The 25,299-nt window shown below is 41.7% G+C and carries 19 protein-coding genes; 6 read left to right on the top strand and 13 right to left on the bottom strand.

What is annotated here, in order from left to right; all coding sequences use genetic code 11:
* Positions 1 to 24: 24 nt before the first annotated feature.
* The 3 genes from FNH22_RS10080 (at position 25) to FNH22_RS10070 (ending at position 4,041) form a co-directional block, all read left to right on the top strand.
* Positions 25 to 381 (top strand): hypothetical protein, encoded by a 357-nt coding sequence (locus tag FNH22_RS10080; RefSeq protein WP_143398238.1) that lies wholly within the window; start codon positions 25 to 27, stop codon positions 379 to 381.
* A gap of 273 nt (positions 382 to 654) precedes the next feature.
* Positions 655 to 3,096, top strand: coding sequence for a TonB-dependent siderophore receptor (locus FNH22_RS10075; RefSeq protein ID WP_185154160.1), 2,442 nt, complete (start codon positions 655 to 657; stop codon positions 3,094 to 3,096).
* Between the two features lie 327 nt (positions 3,097 to 3,423).
* Positions 3,424 to 4,041: a deoxynucleoside kinase gene (locus FNH22_RS10070; RefSeq protein WP_143398236.1), complete on the top strand. Its 618-nt coding sequence runs from the start codon at positions 3,424 to 3,426 to the stop codon at positions 4,039 to 4,041.
* A 62-nt stretch (positions 4,042 to 4,103) separates the two neighbouring features.
* Here the strand turns inward: FNH22_RS10070 and FNH22_RS10065 are convergent, their stop codons facing one another.
* The 13 genes from FNH22_RS10065 to FNH22_RS10000 form a co-directional block, all read right to left on the bottom strand.
* Entirely contained in the window at positions 4,104 to 4,982 is an 879-nt protein-coding gene (locus tag FNH22_RS10065; RefSeq protein WP_143398235.1) for a DUF5777 family beta-barrel protein, read from the bottom strand.
* Complete coding sequence (locus tag FNH22_RS10060) at positions 4,982 to 5,518, bottom strand: YceI family protein (protein ID WP_143398234.1); 537 nt, start codon at positions 5,516 to 5,518, stop codon at positions 4,982 to 4,984. Before FNH22_RS10060 ends, FNH22_RS10065 begins: the two co-directional genes overlap by 1 nt.
* A 20-nt stretch (positions 5,519 to 5,538) precedes the next feature.
* On the bottom strand, positions 5,539 to 6,354 hold the full coding sequence (locus FNH22_RS10055; protein WP_143398233.1) for a hypothetical protein: 816 nt from the start codon (positions 6,352 to 6,354) through the stop codon (positions 5,539 to 5,541).
* Between the two features lie 27 nt (positions 6,355 to 6,381).
* The gene (locus FNH22_RS10050; protein ID WP_143398232.1) at positions 6,382 to 8,010 is read right to left on the bottom strand and encodes a hypothetical protein; all 1,629 of its coding nucleotides are present in this window, start codon (positions 8,008 to 8,010) and stop codon (positions 6,382 to 6,384) included.
* On the bottom strand, positions 7,994 to 8,533 hold the full coding sequence (locus FNH22_RS10045) for an RNA polymerase sigma factor (RefSeq protein ID WP_143398231.1): 540 nt from the start codon (positions 8,531 to 8,533) through the stop codon (positions 7,994 to 7,996). Before FNH22_RS10045 ends, FNH22_RS10050 begins: the two co-directional genes overlap by 17 nt.
* Positions 8,534 to 9,701: 1,168 nt before the next feature.
* Positions 9,702 to 11,429 (bottom strand): hypothetical protein, encoded by a 1,728-nt coding sequence (locus tag FNH22_RS10035; RefSeq protein WP_185154159.1) that lies wholly within the window; start codon positions 11,427 to 11,429, stop codon positions 9,702 to 9,704.
* Between the two features lie 5 nt (positions 11,430 to 11,434).
* A complete protein-coding gene (locus FNH22_RS10030) occupies positions 11,435 to 13,675 on the bottom strand; it encodes a tryptophan-rich sensory protein (RefSeq protein WP_143398228.1) in 2,241 nt (746 codons plus the stop codon).
* Positions 13,672 to 14,973, bottom strand: a complete 1,302-nt coding sequence (locus tag FNH22_RS10025; protein ID WP_143398227.1) for a BatA domain-containing protein — start codon at positions 14,971 to 14,973, stop codon at positions 13,672 to 13,674. Before FNH22_RS10025 ends, FNH22_RS10030 begins: the two co-directional genes overlap by 4 nt.
* Positions 14,973 to 15,860 carry a DUF58 domain-containing protein gene (locus FNH22_RS10020; protein WP_185154158.1) on the bottom strand — a complete coding sequence of 296 codons (888 nt, stop codon included), beginning with the start codon at positions 15,858 to 15,860 and terminating at the stop codon, positions 14,973 to 14,975. Before FNH22_RS10020 ends, FNH22_RS10025 begins: the two co-directional genes overlap by 1 nt.
* Entirely contained in the window at positions 15,860 to 16,876 is a 1,017-nt protein-coding gene (locus FNH22_RS10015) for a MoxR family ATPase (protein ID WP_143398225.1), read from the bottom strand. The genes FNH22_RS10020 and FNH22_RS10015 overlap by 1 nt, the downstream gene beginning before the upstream one ends.
* Positions 16,876 to 17,334 carry a GNAT family N-acetyltransferase gene (locus tag FNH22_RS10010; protein ID WP_143398224.1) on the bottom strand — a complete coding sequence of 153 codons (459 nt, stop codon included), beginning with the start codon at positions 17,332 to 17,334 and terminating at the stop codon, positions 16,876 to 16,878. Before FNH22_RS10010 ends, FNH22_RS10015 begins: the two co-directional genes overlap by 1 nt.
* A 5-nt stretch (positions 17,335 to 17,339) precedes the next feature.
* Entirely contained in the window at positions 17,340 to 17,984 is a 645-nt protein-coding gene (locus tag FNH22_RS10005; RefSeq protein ID WP_255518021.1) for a DUF4159 domain-containing protein, read from the bottom strand.
* Between the two features lie 124 nt (positions 17,985 to 18,108).
* A complete protein-coding gene (locus FNH22_RS10000) occupies positions 18,109 to 19,170 on the bottom strand; it encodes a glycosyltransferase (RefSeq protein WP_143398223.1) in 1,062 nt (353 codons plus the stop codon).
* A 213-nt stretch (positions 19,171 to 19,383) separates the two neighbouring features.
* On the opposite strand from FNH22_RS10000, the gene FNH22_RS09995 reads away from it, so the two are divergent.
* From FNH22_RS09995 to FNH22_RS09985, 3 genes are read left to right on the top strand one after another with little or no spacing between them, the layout of a single operon-like run.
* Positions 19,384 to 22,476: a hypothetical protein gene (locus FNH22_RS09995; protein ID WP_143398222.1), complete on the top strand. Its 3,093-nt coding sequence runs from the start codon at positions 19,384 to 19,386 to the stop codon at positions 22,474 to 22,476.
* The gene (locus tag FNH22_RS09990; protein ID WP_143398221.1) at positions 22,477 to 23,664 is read left to right on the top strand and encodes a hypothetical protein; all 1,188 of its coding nucleotides are present in this window, start codon (positions 22,477 to 22,479) and stop codon (positions 23,662 to 23,664) included. It abuts the gene before it with no gap.
* Positions 23,661 to 25,211 (top strand): glycoside hydrolase family 2 TIM barrel-domain containing protein, encoded by a 1,551-nt coding sequence (locus FNH22_RS09985; RefSeq protein ID WP_143398220.1) that lies wholly within the window; start codon positions 23,661 to 23,663, stop codon positions 25,209 to 25,211. Before FNH22_RS09990 ends, FNH22_RS09985 begins: the two co-directional genes overlap by 4 nt.
* Positions 25,212 to 25,299: the final 88 nt, after the last annotated feature.

Below are 25,299 nucleotides of genomic sequence, written 5' to 3'. Positions count from 1 at the left end.
GGATGTAATTCGAATCAACGCGCTATGAAAATCAATACTGTTGAAGACATTGAGAAGATCTCCGGACAGACGGTGACCTTGCAAGGTATTTACGTGGAGAGCAAACTAGCTCAAAAGCCGGCAAAGGGAGTACATACGGGCAGGTACAGTCTAAAAATAAGTGAAACATTGGAAGTTCTCCTTTTACCTCCATACATGCCCGCATCAGTCCGCCCAACTGAAGAAGCTGATCGTTTCAAAGGTAAGAGAGTACAGATCAAGGGGATTGTAGAACCCCGTACCTATATGGACAAACCCACCTTGGAATATCAACCCCAGTCCGTGTCTATACCGTGTTTCGTAGAAGTAAGCGACATAAAACTTGTACAGGAAGGGCCCTAATAGTTCAATAAACTAAGAGCTACTTACTAAACACTTTTCGCTAAAATAAAAAAATTGACTTACCCATGCCGTACATGAGGTTTTTGGCATTACTTCATCTGATTCCTGAAAATAATACCGGATAAACTTTCAAAAGAACTCCTGCTCAATATCTTTTCAAGGAAGGCCGTATGGTAGCATGCCGGAAATGAAGCTGAAGCTTTAAATAATAAATCAACCGAACATAAGAGTCATCATATGACTTGCTATTTATTTTCAATAGCTTCACTCCCTATGAAAACAAGGCTGTATTTTTTTATGATTGCGTGGTGTATATTGAGTATTACAGCCGCATTTGGGCAGCAAATAAAGGTGTTGGATAAACACGGTGTACCCATTCCCAATGTTGTTATTTTTAATAAAGCCAGAGAAACCTCCATTTTGACCAACATGGAAGGTAAGGCAGATATCAGCATATTTGAAAATACTGAAGCGCTCCATTTCCAACACCCATCTTACCGTGATTTGACGGTGATAAAAAGTCAGGTACCTAATGATGTAGTAACGTTAGAAGACCTTATTATCGAAATGCAAAGTGTCGTGGTCTCGGCCAATAAGTGGGAGCAGGATATCTCGGAGATCCCCAACAGAATACTGAGTATTAAAGCCAGACAGGTAGCTTACCATAATCCACAAACCTCCGCAGACCTGCTTGCCACTTCAGGAGAGGTATTTGTTCAAAAAAGTCAGCTTGGTGGAGGCAGCCCAAAGTTACGAGGTTTCTCAGCTAACTCTACGTTAATTGTGGTGGATGGAGTACGAATGAACAATGCCATCTATCGCAGTGGTAACTTTCAAAATGTAATCAGTGTAGACCCTAATGCCCTGGAAGGCACTGAGGTCATTATGGGGCCAGGCTCAGTTATTTATGGAAGTGATGCTCTAGGAGGCGTGATGGACTTTCATGTACAAGACCCGCAGTTCGCTACCAATAAATCGATACTTGTAATGGGCAACACATTATTACGTGGTTCTACTGCTACGAACGAAAAAACCGGACACCTGGACCTTAAAATAGGAGGTGGTAAACTAGCTTCATTCAGTTCCTTCTCATTCAGCTCTTTTGATGACCTGAGAAGCGGTAGTAACCGGCCTGATGATTACCCTGAATTTGGAAAGAGGAACTCATTCGTGGATCAGGCGGCAAATGGTACAGATATACTCATACCCAATGACAAACCCGAAAATCAGGTTCCCAGTGGCTTCGATAGCTGGAACATCATCCAAAAATTTGCCTATAGACCAAGCAAAGAACTTAACCTGTCTTATGGATTCTACTGGAGCAATACTACTGATATTCCCAGGTACGACGCTCTTACAGAACCTGTAACAGGTACAGACTTGTTAACGAATGCTGAATGGTATTATGGGCCTCAACGTTGGGGGATGCATGCGCTTAGAGTGGAATATACCTCTCCAAGAAAACTATTCCATCAGGCCAAACTTGTGGCCGCCTACCAGGACTATCGCGAAAGCCGAAATGACCGTAGCTTTGGAAGCCCCCGGTTGCGTACCCGAACAGAGGATGTAGACTTGTATTCCGTAAACCTCGATTTCGATAAGCCAATAGGCATTCATTCCTTATTTTACGGGGGTGAGTTTCTATACAATGATGTACAGTCCAAAGGCATTAGAAAAGACCTTAACACCCTGGAGATAACCAATACCAGTTCGCGATATCCGGATGGGGGGAGTGATTACTACTCTACCGCATTGTACAGCAGTTATACCCATCGTCTTGAAAAGTTCATTTTAAGCGGAGGGATGCGCTTTACTAATGTAAGACTGACAGCAACTACGAGAAATCAGGAGGCCACTTTTATTGACGCTGGTAAAATAGACCTTAATAATAGTGCATTGAATGGTAGTCTGGGTATCGTCTATAAAGGGCTCAAAGATCAGAAACTGGGCTTACTGTTTTCTTCAGGGTTTCGTGCACCCAATGTAGATGACGTGGGAAAGGTATTTGAGTTAAATGACAATACCATCATAGTACCCAACGAAAATTTAAAACCTGAATTTAGTTACAATACGGAGGTAAGCTGGAGCAAAAATTCGGATACGTTCAGTTGGCGGCTTACGGGCTTTATCACTTTCCTGGATAACGCCATTGTACGAGGGGATTTTACAGTGAATGGTCAGGACTCTGTTTTAACCGATGGAATTAACCGAAAAGTGCTGGCTCAAGTCAATGCCAGTGAGGCCATTATCTACGGTGGAAGTATACAGCTGGACTGGAATATTTCGACGCACTGGGCCTCTAGCCTGAGTATCACAGAGACTGCAGGTAACGACAGGACCAATGATCAGCCCCTTCGCCATACCACACCTGTGTTTGGGCGATGGTCCGTTATCTACCAGAAAGATGCTCTAAGAGCGGAGTTCTTTTCAGAGTTCAATGGTCCGCGCCTTCGTGATGATATCCCTGATAATGAAATAGTGGATAAACCGTACTTATATGCGCGACATCGCACTGATCAGTCCAAAGATGGTTCTCCAGGCTGGTATACATTAAATATCAGCGGAGCATACGAACTGAACAAGACTTTTCTCATTACTGCAGCATTGGAAAATATACTCGACCGACATTACCGGCCGTACTCAAGCGGCATCAGCGCTCCGGGAAGAAATTTTATTCTTAGTGTCAGAGCTTCCATCGCTGATAATAATAAATAAAGGAACCTCTTAATAGTACTGATTGAACGAAAAGTATTTTGGAAATAACGAAGACAAAATAACTCCACACATAGAATTTGAAGTGTGAAGTTTAGAAACTGCTTCTTTGATCATTATCAAATGGTTAAGTCTAACAATCATTTTATAATAAATCCGTAACTAACGTTTTGAATGGTAAGTAGATGTCAGCAATATCTTTGCACCCGTAAACTTCTTCATAAGGTTTCATTTAGGTTAAAAAGAGGTCGACAGACGGTCGACCTTTTTGTTTTTATATGCCAGTGCTTTCCTTAACGATCGTAAATTTGAGGCTCTAACTGAATACTTATGCACATAGCCATCTGCGGAAACATTGGGTCCGGAAAAACCACCCTTGCCAAACTACTTGCCAAACAATACAACTGGCATGCCGAATTAGAATCCGTTGAAGAAAACCCTTACCTGGCTGACTTCTACGAAGACATGCAGCGATGGTCGTTCCACTTGCAGGTTTATTTTCTTAACAGCAGGTTCAGACAGGTTAAAAATATACGATCGAGCAAGGTGTCTACCGTCCAGGACCGAACGATCTATGAAGATGCTTATATATTTGCCGCTAATCTCAAGTCTTCCGACCTTATGAATGCCAGGGACTATGCCTGCTATCAGACACTTTTTGAATCTATGATAGAGCACGTCACGCCTCCGGATCTGCTCGTTTATTTAAAAGCAGATATCCCCAAGCTGGTCAGTCAAATTGAGAAGCGTGGCAGGGAATATGAAAATGCCATCCGGCTGGATTATCTGAAAAATCTAAATCAGCACTATACGAACTGGATAAGCAGTTATGATTTAGGAAAACACCTGGTGATAGATGTGAATCAACTGGATTTTGTCAACAACATAGAAGACCGTTCTTTGGTAATACAGCGTATTGATGCAGAAATAAATGGCCTGTTTAGCTAAAAAAATCGGAGCATAACTCAGCGTCATACTCCGATAGCGGTCCCCCAACCTAACAATAATAGCTATATACGCTTTCCACCCAGCTGGAAAGTCCTGGAAATGTTAAACCCGAAACGGATGTCTCCATCGAAAAAGTCCCCTGTTGTTTCAGTAACAAATGCTCTTTCCAATGTCATGTCAGAATTTGTAAAGTGGAGTTGAAAAACGTGCCCACCTGTCTCTATGTCAAGCCCTACGGACAACGAATTGTGAAATTCTGTCTGGTCCGGCGGTGAAAGCCGGTAGTAGTATTCAAGATTCAATGCCAAACTCTTGGTCAGTTTTATCCGTCCCCCTACTCCAATAGCTGCCTGATCATTATCATCGATTTGTGCCACCCGGTTTTTATGTACAAAAACCGGCATTAACTGTAGTGATAGTGCAGGACTTATCTTTTTTCCAATCAAAATCTGGTAGGTACCCGCCAGTCTGTCATTAAAGTCATACGTTGCGTCATCCTCTTGCCTTGGCGTAGTTCGCGCCGCTACACTACTGAATAAGACAATAGAAAAAGGAAAGCTTCCCGGTCCTTTGGACTGCTGTACCAGCTTATATTTTATGAACCCGTCGAAACTTTTATCAAAAGAGCTTCTTCCAACACCAATGTTCAAATTATCCAGCAGTCCATATTCTAACCCCAACCGGATATTGGCAGCGTCCAGCCCCCAAAATTCGTGGGCCCCGGAATTGAGGGCTCCAAACCTGTGGCTTATCAGGAATTCCAACTCTTTCTTTTCTTTTAACTTCACTGAATGGCCCAGAATTACCCTGGAACCCTTGAAAGTGGCATATACAGGCTCTTTCTTTTTTGGCCCTTCATCCAGCAGATCCATCAGATCATCCTGGGCAAAAGAACTTTGAGATATCGCTAAAAAGAAGAGGATTATGAAAAAATACTTCATTACTGTTCAATAGGTTTATATTCAAAATCAACGGTTACTTCTACAACTTCGGCGATATTTTGCCATAGCAGCTTTGGTATTTTTACTTTGTGGTCTTCCAGGCGCACCTTAAATTGGGTTTTCAGTGAAACCGTATCGCCTGTTTTGTCTATTTCCCCTTCTACCTCCATTTTCTTCGTTACTCCATGAATGGTCATATCACCTTTTGCCTTCACTTTTTGAATACCAGCCTGATCAGTTACATTATCAATAACTCCTTTAAACACTGCTTTAGGATATTTCTCCGACTCCATATATTTTTCGTTGAAATGTTCCTTCATAAGAGATTTCTCAAATTCAAAAGACTTAATAGGAATAGAAAAAACCACGTTACCGGTAGCAAGGTCGATTACACTGACCCCATCTTTATTTTCTGCGGCTATGTCCTCTAAAGTGGCCTCTGAAAAAAACTTTACGTAGCTTTTGTTTGACTTGTACTTTTGTGCAGAGGCTGTAAATGTTATGCATACCAGCCCAGCTAATAATAAGGTTCTCATTTTTTAAAGTTTATAGTGATTTAATTGTTTAGTGCTCCATCATCCACCCAGCAGGCGATCAGGTCCTTTTGTTCTTGTGTTAGTGTTAAACCGGAGCTGCGTTGAGGCATATTGCCACTTTGTGTTCGGCTCCTGATGCCGGAAGCCTTTTCTTTAACTTCGGAAAAATTAGAAAAATTAGGTAAACTGTTACCACCATTATGGCAGCCTGAAAGTATACAATTCGTAGATAAAATTGTTTTTATTTGATCGTCAAAAGATACACCGGTCTGTATCCGGTGAAGGCTGGTCGTTTCACAGATATCATCCATAACAGTAACGGTATACTCTCCTGCCTGTAGGTTTCCAAATTCATTTCCCTCCTGAAAAGCACCATTATCTATTTTATACCTTAGGGTCCCCTGTCCACTGGCATTGATCGTAAGCACCCCGTTAGATGTTTCACACCCTGAGAGGGTTGAGTTAACATCAGAGATCACCAGATCAGAATCCACAGCCGTAAGCACTATTTCCACCTGTGAGGTACATTTATTCTGGTCCGTAACGGATAATCTGTAGGTGCCGGAAGCCAGGTTTTCAAAAAGACCGGTGGGTTGTGGCGCACCTTCATTCAACTGAAAACTTTTGTCTCCTTCCCCTCCGGTAGAAGTTACTTCTATAATACCGTCCAACGACGTACAACCTGTCAATTCCTGTGTTCTGACTTCAACGATCTGTAAGTCTGACAGACTGCAATCAAATGCCGGTTCCGGGTCTTTCTCACCAGTACATGCAGCTATAAAACCTACTGAAACGGCCATACCTATAGCACCAAGGCTCTTTAATTTTCCTCGCATAATTCAAATATCCTGTTGTGTTAATTGTTACTTTTTGGGTCTTAAAAAATTGTATTTCAGGTTGATGAAAAGACCACTACTTACCAGGTCAACTTCCCCTTCACCCACACCTGACAAGGGTGCTTTAACAAAAGGCTCCAGTTGTAAATAGAAATGTTCATTAAGGCGTCTTTCGTAAGTAATGGACAAATTCAACATATTAAGAATATGATTATTTTCCCCTTCAATACGTTGTGTCCATTCCGTAGGGTTGCCTTGAACTTCTAAAAAATATCGATAATCTTCAGAAAGCATCAAATAACTGGAAAAACCCAGGGTAGCCATGAAGTTATGACGCTTATGCTGTTGTATATAATAGCTCAGGTTCACGGGAATATCAATCACCGTGCAAGCCGCGTCTACGCGGGAAACATTAGGATTGGAAGCATACCGGCCAATGTCCAGCGCATCATCCGTGAAATAGATTTTCCTTGAGCGGATGGCCCCGCCTGATATACTCCATCTTTTCCCCAGGTAATATTCTAACATAATCCCTATGTTAGAGCCTGGTTCATCCGGTTTAAAATAGCCTACTGAACTCAGATCGGGGGCCAGCATAAATTTTAGTGCAAAAATTTTATCCTTTTCCGGGGTATCCGCATCCTTCTCTTCCTCATCTACAACTTCTTCGGCCTTTTCTACCTCAACGGTTTCAAGGTCAACCTCCGGAAGCATCAATAAATGATCAAAACCTTCCCTATACCCTATTAAAAGATACGGAAAGCCTTCTTCTGTTTTTCCTGAAATAATTGTGGGGCCATCATCCGTAGAGTAACCTGTTAAATGAGAGTCCTCTTCGTCAACATTTGCTATAGCAGCCTGATCATCGTTTAAGTTTAATTTTTGATGCTCTTGAGGTCTGGCAGGCCTCCTGTCGGATAACGCATTACCATTTGTTTCAGGTTCCCGGGACCCAAGAGGTTTTACGATGGCATTAGGGGGTGTCCTTTTATCCGGATCTGCTTTTTCATCCATTGATTCAATGGTGGGGGATGCATTGGTACGTTTATCATTGGACGATGCATTATCAGACACCTCGGAAGTTAAAGATCGCCTTACCCCGGCACTCTCCTGCCCTACCCTGTCAATGCCTTCTTCATACATATCTTTTTGAGAGGAGTTTTCAATGGTGCGCTGGTCATTTTCAGCTACGTTGCCTGTATCTCCTTCCTCATCAAGGCTAGTAGCCGGATCATTCAGGTTTTCTGCTGATCTCTTGCCGGTCTCAGCCCTGCCTGAGTTGTCCTTAACATGACCTTGTGCTTCAGATTGCGACTGTGATGATCGTGTTTTATCCTGTGCCTCAAATGCTATTTGAGACTCTTGCTCACGCTTTGATCTGAAACTCTTCGAGCTCGTTTGTGACTCTTCCGTCTTACTGATTTCAGTAACGGTTTGCGGATTATTATAAGCTGAATACCATATGAACAATGATAATAAAACGAACATGAGTATTATACCCCCTGTTATTTTATAATAGTCAGGCATGAGCCCAGCCCCCTTCCCATCCAGGCGGTCATTTAATGCGTCCCATGCCTCTTCGTCAAAAGGTGTGGTATACTCATCAGCCGCTTTTCTGAACAGATTATCAAGATCCTTCTCAGACATATTGCTCATAAATATCTTTGTTCGCTTTAACCAACATCTTCTTCAAATTTGCCCTGGCCTTAGACAAATTCGACTTGGACGTCCCTACGGAAATCCCCAACTTCCCGGATATATCTTCATGATTATACCCATCTATTACATATAAACTAAATACAGACCGATACATCGGACTTAGTTTTTGAACTAATAGCAAAATTTCTTCATAAGAAAGATCACCAACAACATTTGCCTCCACAGGCTCATCATAACCATCGTCAATATCTGCATGATAATAATGCTTCTTATTGGACCTGAAATGATCTATAGCCGTATTGATCATTATTCTTCTCAACCATCCTTTGAATGGCTTATCAGTATCATACTGACTAATTTTATTAAATACTTTAATAAAAGCATCATTTAATATTTCTTTAGCTTCCTCTTCACTCTGGGCATAGCGCACACAAATACTCATACAGTATACATAATAGTGCTTATACAGCAATCGCTGACTTTCACGGTCTCCTTCCTGACATCCCTTAATAAGCACCATTAGTATACTTACTGACTCTTTTAGCTTTAAATTTTACACAACACGGATATTTATTAGGATCGGTTGCCTCAGCAAAAAATATTTTCCAAAGTAATTAATAATGCGATTAAACCATAGCCCCGGTAGGACGTGAACGATACATTAGGAAGGCTTTTTTGGCAAAGTACGGCCAAACATTTTATATGTAAAGCGAAAAATCCCCCGAAGACCTGGCTCCGGGGGATTTTTCGTTGTCTATAGTTGGCTTTAACTGGTATAAATGTAATAAGTAAATGATGCTAAATAAATCTTCATTCGATCAACCTCTAAAAGTGACGATAAAAAGTAAATGTGACAGATAACAGGTGTGTTGCCTTTTTTAATAGCGTTCTTAACGCATTAAAACAAGGTCGCCTGTATATTACTTGATTTAGCACATGATATCAGGAATAATAAAAACGGGATATAATAGACGAATGAGATATCAGTGGATACAAAAAATCCCCCGAAGACCTGGCTCCGGAGGATAATTCGTTGTCTATAGTTGGCTTTATGTATTGAAAACTAAATACCCGGAACCTGATGACAAAAGTTTCATCGACCAACGTATCTTAAGGCCGATAAATAGCGCTTAGAAACGATGATGAGGAATTTAAAAACCAGCACATTACACACCCGAATAATCACCACACTTATTTGATCATATTGTCAGAATCAGCAGAAATTTATTGAGCACTATGCACCGGCTAAATATCAAAACAAAAGGTAATAGTCTATAATGCCCAATGCCACATTCAAATGATATCAGACAGCGCTAAAAAAATTCCCTGACAAAGTGCTCTGTCAGGGAATAATTCATCGTTTATAGTTGGCTTTAATTAAGACGAATATACAGGAAATTTTCTAATACCAAAATGGAATAACACAATTTTTTTTCTAATCATAGAACTTCAAGTCAATAAGATCGCCCTGAATCCAACTCAATGGAGTCTGCTTTGGCATCTTTAATTATTCTTTCTTTCAATTGAGGTTTAGAACCAGGGAACGTGGTTCTACTCGAAATATCATACCCTAAATATATCATTCCAATGAAAAATGTTATGGCTAAAAACAAAAAGATCTTTTTTGAAGACTTCATACACTTATAAAAATATCAAACAATAAAACCAGCCTACACGCAAAGAACGCGTTAAAATTTTGGTTCTATCCACAAATATCCTGCACATCCCAAAAAGATCAAATAAAACCAAATGGGCTCTATTGGTATTTGTTCAGTGACTTCATCCTTCTTTTTGATGCTCTCAGATAGTTTAGTGAACGCTCCAAAGGCACGAATGTTAGCATTTATTCTTTCAAACTGACGAACTGTCTTCCAGTCTGCGGCATCATGCACATAAAATGAATATCGCCTTAATGAATCACGAATAAATACCAGTTCGTCCCATCCTTTTTTATCAGGCCATAGCTGACTGCTCCATTGTTCCGGGATCAATGCAGTTTGAATGGGAGGTAGCAGTTCCTGCCTGTATTTAACCTCAAAGGGCTTCTCATCTTTTGAAAACCAGAATACTTGAAGGGGTTCATTTTCATAAACCATTTGCCGGTCAAGTTCTATTGCTTCATTGACATCCGCCAACAGGCGATCAAATACCGTATTCCAAATACGATTGTAGCTTATTGTATCCCCTTGCAGGCCTATCTGGTAAGTTTTTGTTAACAAGGCAGACCCTATTTTCCCACGACCGGAATGATGGAAAAAGAAAACAGGAAATGTTGAAAAATTCGTTATCGCCTCCACTCCCAATTTCATTACAGGTCTATAGGAGTAGGTAGGCACGGATAAAGGTTCATCATTCACTTTCAGCACCGTCTCCTTAGAATCGGCTTTCGAAAATGAGAACGGCAGCCTCTCCAAACCCGAGTGGAACATTGCCTCATCAGGTTGTATGAACAAAGCCAGCCCTGCTTCCGTCATTTGCCTGTGTAATTCCTGATACTCGCTATCCGTAAGTCCTTTGAAAGAATCAAAATCAATAATGATTACGTGAACTGCCTGTAGTAATCCGGACGTTAACCGATCGATCTGCCTGGCGCGGGTATTATAATATTCATAGCTATAACGATCTTGAGTGACCTTGTTCCTTACTGTTACTTTGTGACCTTCGGAGACCAATAACTGCTTAAGGCTACGGGTTTCAAATGTTGGATAGTCATTAATAATAAACACGTTCATTACCGTAGGAGCCTGGGCTACTACGGGCACGGTCTCACTGGAAAGTAAGGATGTAGTGTCCCGTACTTCCAACGTATATAAAAGCTCTCCTGTAGCAAAAGAAGGCCCTTTCAATAAAAATTGTGTGGTTCCGCTTATGGATACGGAGGTAGAATCCATTTTTTTTCCGGATGGACCATTCAGTATAAGTTTTACATGATTTGCCTCTGACTGCCTGTATTCCCCCTGAAGAATGACAGATTCTCCTGCGGTTATATAGGAAGCGTATTTGATCCTGGTAATTCCTTCCGGAAGTTCAGCGGGAACATAACGGACCGACTTGTCTTTCATCTGCCAAAGGTCATATACCGGGATACCCGCACCCAGCAAATGAAACTTATCAAACCGGGACAGATCTACTGACAATGAATCCCACCGGACCACCTGGCTGGCACTATACCTCTGTAAACTATCCAGTACTTTTTGGCTATAATTATCCGTTAAAATTATGAGGTTTTTGCGCTGTATCTTCTCAGGAAATGCAGGTTTCAGTACTATCCCCATTAAAGATAGGACACATCCTGACAAAGCAATGATCCTGTAATAAAAATGATCGCTTTTACGCATAAATTCAACGATCACCAATATTAAAAACAATAGAAGCCCCAATGCCCATATCCAGAACAGGTATTTTGTATCCGGCAAGGTAATCATGGCTTCCGCCTCCTGATTGAATCCAGATTTAACCGGAACAACTGCGTGAGTATGTGTTCCCCGGTATTTTCCACGGAAGGTTTTGGTAACAATGAAGGCACGGCCTGGACAACTCCATTCAAGGCCTTCTCAATTAAAGCAGCCCTGCTTACCGGATCACTATCCGAGGTGAGCACTTTACGCAAACTCTGCAGGGTTTCCAGGTGCTGCCCCGGCTGTTGAATTATTAATCCTGCAAGCTCATCACCGGCTTTTTCCAGCAGTGCTTTTTGTTCTATGTCAAGGGTCGCGTTTGTGGTCAATAGTCTTTGAAGTAAAGGTATTGAATTTCTTAGGCTCGTATAAGGTTCTGTGGAAACATGATATACTGTCTTGGTACGGCTAATCACTTCATCAAAATCCCCCTTTAAGCGGCTTTCCTCCTTAATGGGAGGAGGTTCAAACCCAATCCGATGTACGTATATCCTGGAATGATTTTTTATCTCCTTCAATAACCTCAATGCTTTATATTGATAAGGCAGTGACTTCTCCGGCTGATAAAGACGTAAATAGAGTTCCGAATCCCACATTTCTGTTAACGCCTGCTTTAGCTTTTGCCTCACAGACATGGTAAAAAAGGTGGCTTCTTCCGTATCATCATGTATATGCTGATACGCATGTAATGGGTCATTTCCTTCCTTATTTTGTTTATCTTCGCTATGGTCATCATGGTCATGATCTTCTACCAGGTGATGTTCATTGTCACCATCATGGTCATGCATAAATGCTTTTAGGGGGTCTTTAGGTCCGGTCTTTGGATCGGGTTCAGGTGCACCTCTCTCCTGACCAGGCGAAGTAGTAGCAAACTCTTCTCCCATAAATTTTCCATACCGGATACGTAGTGCTTTCTGGTCATGCCCCAGTTCGTTACTTTTAGATTTAAATGATTGCGCTGGGATGGTTTTCTTCTCTTTGATCAGTTTTTCGGTATCAATGATCAGTTGACGCTGACTGCGAAAATAATCGGGCATGACATCTACCCCCAGTGAGCCTGCTAATGAGAATTCTACTTTCGTCGTGTCTTTTACACCCACAAAAAAAGTTTCTGTGCGATTTTTCTGTGTTTTAGGGTAACGATTATCAAGAGTTTCAGCATAAAAATACAGCTCATCACCAGGTCCCATTGCTAGCTGGTCCAGGTCAATGCGCCTGGAAAGTGTTAAACGTTTACTACCTTTTTCCCAACCCGCGTCAAAGAATAGTTTTTCTTCTCTGAACTTCACCGATTCTCCTGATCCCTGGGTAACTGTCCCTATCAAATAAACATCCGTGATACCATGATCATCTTGTACATCACACGTAATATTTATCACTTTCGGTTGGTTGTAATCGAAATAAGTATGAATCGGCACACCTCTCAGCACCAATTCGGGGGGATTATCCGGGATGACCTTAATTTCATAAAGATCACTGACATATTCTCTTATTCCATTTGTGAACCTGAAACTATAAAATCCGTTTTGAAATAACCTCGCACCGCAGGTATAAACATTGCCCTCAGCCTTCATAGGATAGACTTTATTGGCAGAAGTGATTAAATCAATACCATCAATAGCATGTGAAAGCCGTACTTCCCACTTTGCATAAGCACCTTCAACTACATTAATACCGGGGCCATTTTGAGTGAAGGAAGAAAGGAGAGTGTATTTGGGAGGGGTAATATCAACAATAAGACTTTCCACCACTGGCCAATTATAGTTTTCTGCCAGCGTATCGGCAGGCAATACAAGGTCTCCGGCTGTTATGTGAGGTGAGGTCATTTGATTTGTCAATGGTACATAACGTGTACCCAAAAAGACCATTGAAAAGAGACAGAAGATCAATGCAATGCGTTTAACGGGTATTGGCACTTTTACCTGACGGCGCTTTTCAGCAAGTAAATAAGCTGTTTTACGCTGTTGGATCTTTCCCAGTCGGGTAAGACTTACCGGATTGGCCAGTAAGCATTCCGCACTGTAATGAATAGCTTTTAGTTGTAGGTTCACTAACTGAACTACAGTGGCCATGTTCAGGTCCCATGGTCTAAGCAATAACATGATCATTGATAAGCCCATGATAAACGTAATAAATGCCGCCACTGTCCCGGCAAAAGAATAAGCAATCAACGCGAGGCATACCGCATAAATGGATGTCTCCACCCATCGATAGAACCGCCACCTCGTTTTGATATTATGCAATATTTTTTTACCCTGGCTCATTGTTTTCTCATGAATGACAATACTCTTTCCGCTAAAAAAAGGACAGCAAATAAAACCCATACAAAATAAGGGATTCCCGCTTGCTGTGACCTTTCGCCTTGAATATCAACATTTTGCTGGATAGCTTTTCGTTGATCACTCGTCGCAACTCGTTTATCCAGAGCCGTGATCAGTGAATCTGTGCGATAAAGATCAAAAATGAGCGGCAGAAGATGAGCAATCAGGTCTTCCTGAAAGACCACATCATAAGATAGTTTATTCGTTAAATAATATTTCTCTGATTGTAATGAAGGTTGAATTATCATGGAAGACACAGGATCATGTGCATAAACAATTGATTTACTGCTTCCTCCCGGGTAAGAGGTTTGACTTAACCAAATGACAAGGTCTGTAGGCCCTGTTTCCTGGTATTCCGATGACAGTTGGCGCAACACCTTAAAAGCTATTCCCAGGTGTTGCTCTATGCTCTTAATAGCTGCCTCCATGAAGTAGGAATCTTCTGTAAAAGCCTGATCATACCATATATAAATTCGTTGCTGAACAGGTACGTTGGCTTTTATCCAGTTCTCTTGTCCATCCGTTTTAACGTAGTGGTTCCCTCCTTCCTCTTTACTTTTGACTTCTGCTGTACCCGCTTCATTTATGACATAATGCCTAATATGTGTCACGTCCGGGCTTGTCCGGACGCTCAGCACGTTGATGCCGTCGGTTCCGTGATAAGCTTCTGCAATAAACTCACTGGTTTTATTGCCTGGCACTGTATACCATTGTAGAATATACGGTACTTTTGGCCTCTTTCCTTTGAATGCTCTTAGCCTTGATTGTGCAAAAACCGAGATACTGTCTGCCTCAAGTTTCCTGGCACTTTGAAGCAGCTGCCAGTAATGTATGGTTTCTTGCTGCACATTTATATCTTCTTCAGCAAGTGGAAATCCTTTTTGCAAAAGACGTAGCTCATAACCCTGAGACCGGATCAGGCTATCTTTTATCAGCGTAAAACGATCATCTGCCCATAATTCACCTTCCACCAATATCACATGCTTTTGTCTGTTCTTTTTTGTCCGGATCAAAGGCTGCACAAGTATGCCAACCAAAAAGATAACCATCAGACACCTCAACACAAGTAAGCCCAATTCATGAAGCCTGATACTTTGAGATTTCTTGGTTTCCTGTTTCGGAAAAAAACGTATGCTACCTACTTTGATCACTTTACCTTCTTTTTTACTCCAAAGGTGTATGACCAGAGGCACCAGTAGCCCCATTAGTGCAAAAAGATATTCACCGGCTAAAAATGACATCACAATAACGTTTTCCGCCTTTGTAAAAACCGAACCAGCACATCATCCATTGGCTCCTGCAGTGAATAGGTATGATAATCCACCTGGTTATCTAACATCGTCTGACGAAGTTTCTCGTGATGCTCATTGAGGTTTGACCTATAGGCCTCCCGCATACCTCCGATCTTTACTTTCTCACCAGTCTCAAGGTCTTGTAAAGTCACCGCCTCAGGATACTTCAATTGCCATTCGTCATTACCGATCAATTGAATAGCGGCTACTTCATTTCGCCTGGTCTTTAAAGCTTTAAGAAAGCTTACGTGTTCTTTTTCGTGCTCATACATGTCAGAGATAAAAATAACAAGCTCCCGGCCACTGCTGTAACGTGCAGGTTCCATCTTCGCATCGCCCGGCCACCGTCCTTGCGCCTTAGTTTCAATCAAATAATGTAAAATTCGCTGAAAATGTTGTTTGTCATTTCGCGGATACACTTTATGCTCTCTTAGGTCATTAACTGACCATAGGCCAATACTATCTCCCTGATGTCGGGCAAGGTATGCCATAGATGCAATCAATACTTTCGCATAATCAACTTTGGACAGTCCGTTTTCCGTATGCTGCATAGAATGACTGGCATCTAATATAAATGTAACAGCTATATCGGTTTCTAATTCGGATTGGCGGATGTAATAACGTGCAGAACGTGCCAGCATCTTCCAGTCTAATAGTCGTAGGTCATCGCCGGGTTCATAGCTTCTGTATTGACTGAATTCCTGGCCTAAGCTTATGTTAGAACTTTTGTTCCGTCCTTTTAAAAAGCCTTCTGTAATTACCCGGGATATCAGTTCAAGGCCCTTGATAGCATTGATGATTTCAGGTTTCAGCAGCTCTTTGTACTCACTTAACACTATTTCAAACCATTTGATGGTAACGTATACACCTTAAGCAGCTCAGAGGTAATGTCATCGGAGGATACTCCTTCAGCTTCCGCTTTGAAATTTATCAATATTCTGTGACGCAATACCGGTTTGGACATGACATGTATGTCCTCAGGTATCACCGCGTATCTACCCTTCAATAGGGCACGGGCCTTGGCTGTGAGTATAAGCGCCTGTCCGGCTCTTGGACCAGCCCCCCAGCTTACCCAGCTTTTGACGTATTCGCTCGTGGTGGTTTGAGGTCTTGTACCCCTCACCAGCCGGCTTACATAAGCGATAAGGTCGTCCGCGATGACTACCTCACGCACAAGTTCCTGCAACTCGATAATATCAGGTCCGTCCAGTACCTTTTCTATCGAAACTGAACCAGCACCTGTCGTACTCCTCAGAATATTTGTTTCCGCATTTTCTCCAGGATAGCCTATCTGTATGTATAATAAAAACCGGTCCAACTGGGCTTCAGGAAGTGGGAAGGTACCGGCTTGTTCTATAGGGTTTTGCGTGGCTAAAATGAAAAAAGGTCGTTTTAACTGATAGGTTTTACCACTATAGGAAACTTCAAATTCCTGCATAGCTTCTAATAAGGCAGCCTGCGTCTTTGGGGGGGTCCGGTTAATTTCATCTGCCAGGATGATATTAGAAAATACGGGTCCTTTATTAAACTTAAAAAACTTTTTTCCAGTGGTATGGTCTTCCTCCAGTATTTCTGTGCCTATAATATCCGAAGGCATAAGATCAGGTGTAAACTGTATACGCCGGAAGTCCAGATCCACCGCCTGGGAAAGTGTGCGTACCATAAGTGTTTTTGCAAGTCCGGGGGGCCCTTCAAGCAAGGCATGTCCGCCTGCCAGGAACGTAATGATCAACTGCTCTATCGTCTCATCCTGGCCAATGATCACTTTTTGCATCTCACTCTTTAGTAATCCGAGCTTACTGACCACCTGACTTACTTCCTGCTCTGTATTTTTCAGCTCTTCGTTTGTCATCAAAAATGTAATTTCATTCCTTCATGTGTTGCTGTAAAGCCCAGGTCATTATAAAACCGAATAGCTTCAGGTCGCTTTTTATCAGTGGTTAACTGCACCATGTGCGCGCCTTTTTTTTGGGCCATTTCTATGGCCCTCATTATCATTTTTCTTCCTAATCCTTTACCGCGATGATCATTATGAACACGCACGGCTTCTATCTGAGCCCTGACGCCCCCCTGATAGGTAAGGTACGGCAAAAAACTCAGCTGCAACGTACCGACCAACTCACTCTGAAGTTCCATCACCATCAGATATTGGGCCGGATCGGCGGTGATCTGATCAAATGCCTGAACATAGGCTTCCGGCAAAGGATCTGTGAACGACTCTCGCTGCACTCCCAACTTATCACTTGCCAACATATTGACGATATGAGGAAGGTCATCAAGTATTGCTTCTCTTAAGGTGAATTTATCCATCAATTTTACGATGTAAGTGCATACATGACGATGTTTACTCCAAAACGCGTGTTATCAATTTTATACCACCTTTTATTTCTAAAATCATAGTCCCATTCACACCCATAATCTTTGTTACTATAAAGCACACCTATACGGTCATTGATCTCAACAGCTTTCAGGTAGTCATGCACCAGATCATCGCCCCAGCCATTTAACTCCTGTGACGTGGTGGGAGGCCCATTTTCAAATTCAAAAAAGGTAGTATAAATGGGATGATCATTCCCTATTTTCTTTAGCTTTTCCCGGCCAAATAATCGTGCTATCTGGGACTCAAATGACTTGGCAAATAGCCCATCAATGTCATGATTACAATCATCAACAAAAACGAACCCGCCATTTTCCACATAACGTTGGAAATTACTTCGCTCCTCTCTGTTGAATTGTACCAGTTTGTGGCCTGATAAATAGCAGAAAGGGCATTCAAAGATCTTACTGCTACTGAGTGGAATAATATTCTCCTGCGTATCTACTTTTAAGGTGGTGTATTCCACCAGCGAATGAAGTAGATTGGAAGGCATACGCTGGTCTACATCCCAATCACCGGACTCATATTGAAGCCTCGTGAAAAAGAAAGCCTGATTACCTAACGCTATTTCCGATCTCTTCACTACGTATCTGATCTTTATACCTATTCTAAATTGCAGCCAATAACATAAGATTGCAAACCGGCTTTATTTAAACGGTATAAAAGATCATCTAAAAACAGTCCGCAGCCGTAAGGTAAAAAACGGATCAGGTATTCTGATTGGATAAATTTCTGAAAGTCATTTTAAGTTTCCCCACCCATCTTTTGAATTTGGCACCATCTCCAAACCTGTTTTTGAAAAGCTCGAAAACGATGATCAGCAGATACGCCGGCAACAATGATACGCGTACAATTTCAAGTACCTCGATTAATTTTGGCGACAAGTTGTCAAACACTAAATAGACAGATTCAATAAGTACTAACAGAAAACCTATTAATTGTACGGCTTTATTAGACATTGATCGTTTTACAAACCTTGCAAAAGGTTGGGTGATATGGTCTTTAAAGTGCTTAATATGAGGCTTGAACGGTGGGAAAAAATCATAAATAAGCCAGATATTGATCAAATTCAAGGGGATACTAATGGAGTCTTTCAGACCCAATTTGGAACCGTCCATATGCACCCAGTTTTGTAATGGTTGCTCAAAAAACATCGCTTTAAATTTCTTTACACCGTGCAAACTTTTAAGTCGCAAAAGTATCTCAACATCGAATAGCCACCGGGTTCTGAAATTAGCTTTAAAAACTTTAGGCACCAGCTCTCTGTCAAACACCTTCGCTCCACACTGGGTGTCTTGAATATTCAACCGCGTGATCAGTAATATGATGTAGCGTATTACAAAACTTATGAATTTTCGGATGGGATTACGTTCGATATTGTTGTCATCGCTTTTTGCCCTGGAACCGTAAATCACCTTAATATCCTCTTTGTTATCTATCGTATCCAGCAAGTGATGATAATCGTTAAAGTCAGTAGATAAGTCTGCATCGATAAAACCAATGGTATCTACTTCAGTTTCATTGTAAAGATAGAGCGCCCCTTCTTTGACAGCCCGTGCCTTTCCACTGTTCTCAGCGAGGTTAAAAATATGCACATTGTCACTTTCGAAATTTTTAATGTGCGCCAAAGTGGACCTCGTCGCATCTGAACTGCCATCATTCACAAAGCAGATGGTCGCTTTCTTATTATTCGTAGCATAATCCAGGAAACTATCGATATCAAGCCGGCTGGATTCATTATAGCATGGTATTATTATTCCGTGATTCATCTCTTCTCGATTTTCTGCACTGTCACATTTGCGAATTAAATGAGGTCAGCTACACTTTTTATGATGATTCGTTAGAGGGTATCACTTAGAAGTCTAAGAGGCACTAATACGGGTTTGATCGTATGGTAAAGCATTTTTGACTCTTCCCCGCCAAATTTCTACCATTCATCGAAAAAAACGCCCTTACATTGCCCTCAGGGTATTTTTGTATGAATGCAGCTCAAAAAGGACCACTATTTACTGCTTGTATTGGCGCTTGCCATAGGTTTGCTCTTTCATGGAGGCACCATGTTCAGCACTTTGGAAGATACCTATGATGTGTATGTACATGTCTTTTTTGCAGATCATTATGCCCATTCCTGGTTTGAACCCTGGGAAATGCGTTGGTATACCGGTTTCAGCCTGACCAGCTACCCGCCTATGGCGCACCAGTTGATTGCCCTATTCTCTTATCTGGGAGGATTGAAGTTCGGCGCCTATGCCCTGGGATATGCCATTATAATATTATACATCACAGGGTCCTATCGCTTCGGAAAAATGATTTCCGGAAATGACCGGGCAGCAGGCTATACTGCCCTGGTGGCCGTGTTTACTCCATCCGTAGTGGAAAGTTTTCATGTGTTTGGCCAGTTACCTATGATGTTGGGAATTGGCTGGCTACTTCATGCCCTCCCTGAAATATACCTTTGGGTACGTTATGGTAAACTCAATTATTTTAGAAATGGGCTTAGCATTATTGCTGTAGCCGTATGCTCACACCACGTTACACCTATTTTCGGAATGGTTTTTTTCGTACTGCCGTTAATGGGTACTGCCGTAATGGATGGAGCTAAAGAAGAAGCAGGAAGCTACCGGAGTATAGGCGTACTATTGTTTATAAAATACTTCCGTAAGTACTTCCCACGTGTCATTGCCACAGGCCTTTGTGTGATCATTGTAGCCGTAGTTGTCATACTCCCTTACTGGATATATTCTAAAAACGATCCCATTACACAAGTGCCTATACCTCATGGGTCAAGGGATAACTTCTTTGAGGTTTTTTCTTCCGGGTTGGTCTTTTTCATTATCCCCTGGGGTTTTCTGCTGGCACTGCTGCCTTATATAGCCTACCGGCTGTTTTCTAAACGGAACATATTTTTAGGATTATCATTTGGATTGCTACTCATACTTGGTACAGGTGGTACTACCCCAATACCTAAACTATTGTTAGGTGAAAATGCATTTTCAATTTTAACGTTGGAACGGTTCACCTTCTGGGCCACCATTTTAGCTACACCCGTAACCGGCGAATTTTTATGGAGCTTTTTTGAAGGGCCTATACGAAACCGTATCCTGAGCAACAACTCGAGGAAAGTATATAATTTTCTCATTGGAGTTATGGTCATTTCCATTTTCTGCAGTGCGGGATTTACTATGAACCTGAGTTATTTTCGACCTCTTCAGCCCAAGACGGTAGAGATTACTCCACTCCTGAATTTTATCAACACAGACAAGCATGATAAATGGAGGTTCCTCACACTTGGTTTTGGCGATCAGATGGCCTGGTTATCGGCCAATACTACTGCACTTACCATAGATGGTAATTATCACTCTGCCAGAAGGGTCCCTGAGCTGACCTCCAGGGCAGTTGAACGCCTGGAGAACTCTAAATATAAAGGCAGTGAGGGTATCGGAACGCTGCAACAGTTTTTGACCTACCCGGAACAGTATCATCTGAAATACATTTTTTCAAATGATAAATTCTACGATCCGGTTCTGTATTTCTGCGGATGGCACCGGGTCAAGTTACTTGACAATGGTATTATGGTCTGGGAACGCGAAGATGTCAGCGCCCTTCCCGCCCTGCTCCCTAAAAAAGATATCCCAATCTATCAAAAAATTATGTGGGGTACCGTTCCTATGCTATGCCTTGTCATGACCTTTTTTTTCAATGTCCAACTGCACTGGATCAATCATATTGTCAAGGGAAATGTTAACAGAGACAGTTATGGCAACCCGGAAACCCTCAAAGAGACCATCCACCCTATCACCTATTTTCTGTCCAAGTACTGGTTTTACCTGGTACTATTATTTGTCTTTTTGATCATCAGTAATATTTACCTCATTAATCTCAAACAAGATACTCCCTCCAAAACAGTGATAAGTTACTACAACGCACTTGATTTTGGCGAATTTGAAGAAGCCTACGGCTACCTGAATTCGCCTGAAGCCTATACGCTTCAACAGTTTATGCTCGAAAAATCAGTAACAGATGGTTTGGTAGAGTCTTATGGAAAACTCGATGACATTCGCACCACTGTGGTCAGCGCTACATCAGATCATGCCTTTATCAAGACAGACCTGACCTTTATCACTCCACTGGAAGTTTTTCATCGGACTAAAGAGCATGTATTAATAAAACGAGGGACTAAGTGGCTAATGCAAGCTGAGCCATTGGAATATGCCATACCCGCTGACCAATTTGTATTTACAAATGCCACGAACTTTAAGAATCAGGGGCGTAAAAAGATCACCACAGAAGAAACATTTCATACCGACATCCTGGACAGGCCTGTGCTCCATGTATTAGAAGCCGCTCTGGTATACTTTCAGGGAAAATATTCAGTAGTGGGTATGCTTCAAAATATTGACAGCTACCCGGCAGACATAAGTCTAAAAGCTAAACTATACGATACGGATAGTAGCCTACTGATCCAATACACTGAAAAATTCCATGTCACTCACAAGCTTGCACCTAAGGAAATCACTCCTTTTCGCATCGACTTTGAATCTCTTGGAGGCACTTATAACAAAGAGGATTCCATACCTTTTGACCCCGATACATTTGTAGAAGCAAACCTGGGAAAAAGGGCCTGTTCATTTGAGTTGGAAACGCTCGCCACCGTAACTACGCAAGATCTGTATAAGGACATTTCTTTTACCGATGTCATCATGAAAGACGGGAACATCGTTGGTAAACTGTTCAACCAGGGTACGGGCACAGTAACCATCCCGCAAATATTACTGGCCTATTATAATAACCAAAATCGAATAGTGTGGGTGGACCATCTTTTTGTAGAAAAAAGCGTCAAACCCAGAAGGAATGAAGATTTCAGAAAACAAAGGCCTGATCTGGAAGGGCTCGAGATCGTGGCTTACCAGGCAGATGAGATACTAGTGAATGGACTTGACAATACACCCATAAGGGCTAAGTATAAGGGAGGCTCTTTAGACAGGAACAGAAATCTTATCATGACCGGGTGGATCGACGTACCATCGGTCAGCTTAAGTCTCAATAATTATGTAGGGAACCCAACGCCTTTTTAATTGAGAGTTATCTTATTCATCATATTGATCACACACCAACTATACGCATCACCGGCACATCATGTGATGTTATTGACAGGTAAGAGACAAATAGCAGGTAAATTGCCCGGTATCTCGTATGCAATAGACATACAGGAAGGCGCCCGTTTACGTCTGTTGGTACTACACAGCTTTGGACTCCATAGCTGGCAGGCTAATGCCGCTGAGTGTGTGGTCTCATTTCCAACTTCCTCTGAATTATGGAATCATTCGGGAGAAGTTGAGCTAAAGCTTTTTTTCGAAAACCAACTACTGTCTGAAGAAAAGCTTACCATACTGCCGGATACCAGTTATGCTCCATTAGTAGAAGCCTATTGCGGGCCCAAACAGATCCTGACGGGAGGCGAAGATTTTACCATGGTGATAGGGACCGGAGTAGATTCACTGGACAACCCATGGCCCCGGGGTACTGCTGTAGATTATGAATACCTGTTCAAACGTACTTTTAAAAAACGATCGGTAAACACCAAAACACTACATAGTTATACCCGGTTCTTCTCTGATGACGAATCCGGTACGCCGGTCATTACGGTGGCTTCCCATGGTTCCAGCCACAGTGAATTTAATGTCACACTATACCCTAATCGTCCCGAAACCTTTAGCCTGGAATATGATCGCAGCCATAAGTATGCAGACGGAAAACAGGTCACCGCCATAAAAACCTCTGTAATAAAAGACGAGCTGAGGAATATTATCGCCGATGGTACTTTGGTATACTTTAAGATTGTCAGTAACCTGGGTACCACTACTTACGCCACCGCCGGTATGGTAAATGGCATAGCTACCATTCGTCTGCCTGCCCCAAAAGAGGCTATGTTATGGACAGTACAAGCCTTTATTGAAGATTATACCAAAAGCACTGAAAGTAGTATTGAGTATTTGCCATCTGTAAAGCCATATCCTGTGGCTTTTGAAGAAGGTATGATGAAAATAGGTCCGATAAAGGGGTTTTCCTATCAGTTTGTACCTGATCATACAGAAATCAACATCACACTATGCCATAAAGATGAGCATTATAAAACAGTGTTATACACCGCCGGTGGTAAAGCAACTTTTGATCCTGAAAAGCTTAATCTGACCCGTGGCTTATATGATGTAGTGTTGAATTGTGGGGGGCAAATTGCTTATAAACAAATCTTAGTGCAATGAATAAAATCAAAAAACTTTATATGACTTATGTGATCCTCTCTTTTCTAGGGATATCCATCATCTTATTCATTGTATCCTCCCGGCTGGTAGCCTACTTCAAAACTGCTGATAAAACGATCATTCAATTCCGACCAGCCAATCAAACAAAGCTGTTGTATCAGCCATCGTATACATGGGAGCCTTTGCAAAATGAAGGACGTGAAATGGAAAAACACACTTTGAAAAAGATCACCAAAGATTACCTGGCTTCTTATTATTATCAAAACGAAACACTTGCCGGAAGGAAAACAGCTGGCTTAAAAGACCATTTCACCGAAAAATCAAGAGATAAAGTAATGCTCGCAGCTTTCGAAACAGAACAGCAGCAGCAGGAAATAAGAAGTACTACAATAGCCCATGATCTAACATTGGATTTCTATTCAGAGGACGGTACACTGGTGGTACTTAAGGATACGAACATAAGCCATTATCAGCTTTTTGAAAACGAGCAGTTCATTCTTTCCGGTTATGACACCACCTCTTACGATGTTATGCTGCTGTTAGAAGATAATTTCTGGAGAATAAGACATAAAGTACGCTCAGAAACGGAAATTCCAATGAGTGTATCAACATCAAATGAATGTACGAAAACGGAAGGAAAGCACTTCCTGGTCGATAATGTCAGGTTTATCAGTAAAGGGATCAACTACTATCCTGCTGATTTTCCCTGGCACTTATTCTGGGATAATGTCAATGCCTCGTTGCTCAATTCAGATTTTGGACTCATCAAATCAGCCCATTTTAATACGTTACGTGTTTTTGTACCTTATGAGAAGTTTGGCGGTGCCGAGGTACAGGAAGAGTATATCATTAAACTCGGAAATTTACTGGATATCGCCCACAAGCATAAGCTTAAGGTGATCATTACCTTATTCGATTTCTTCTTAGGTTATGATGTCAATAAATGGACCTTATCAGACCGACATACGGAAGGCATTGTGACACGCTTCAAAGATCACCCGGCTATCTTTTCATGGGACATCAAAAATGAACCTGATCTGGATTTTGAATCAAAAGGAAAAGAAACGGTGATGGAATGGTTATCATTTACCTGTAAAAGGATCAAAAGCTATGACCCGAATCACCTGGTCACTATTGGGTGGAGCTCCCCGGAATACATCACCACGCTAAAAAATGACGTGGACTACTACTCGTTCCATTATTATAAAGCTCCGGAAGACCTGCCAACCTACCTGAAAGCAGACTTTGATAAACCATTGTTACTGGAAGAAATGGGTCAGCACTCTTACAGTTCATGGTGGTATCCTTTCCGAAAAACAAAAGAAGATCAATACCAATACCTTTCCGAACTGACCAAAGTAATCCGGGAAAACACCATTTCCTATGCCATTTGGACATTATATGATTTCAGGAAAATACCTGACAATGTAGTAGGAAAAATACCCTGGAGAAAAAACATACAAAAGAATTTCGGACTTATTGGCAATAGAAACAAAAAGAAGAAAGCCTTTCAATTAATGAGTGATTTTAACAAAATTTATCTATAAAACTCCAACATGTAGCTTTAGGACCAATGCCGGTTTGCCACCCAAACTTTGCTTACCGTTCTTTTGCCAATTGCTTACTTTTTCTCTT

Origin of the sequence: Fulvivirga sp. M361 (assembly GCF_007097395.1) — a bacterium.
Classification (GTDB): domain Bacteria; phylum Bacteroidota; class Bacteroidia; order Cytophagales; family Cyclobacteriaceae; genus Fulvivirga.
The sequence above is the reverse complement of the archived record's forward strand: the minus strand, read 5'-3'. Positions and strand labels throughout refer to the sequence as shown.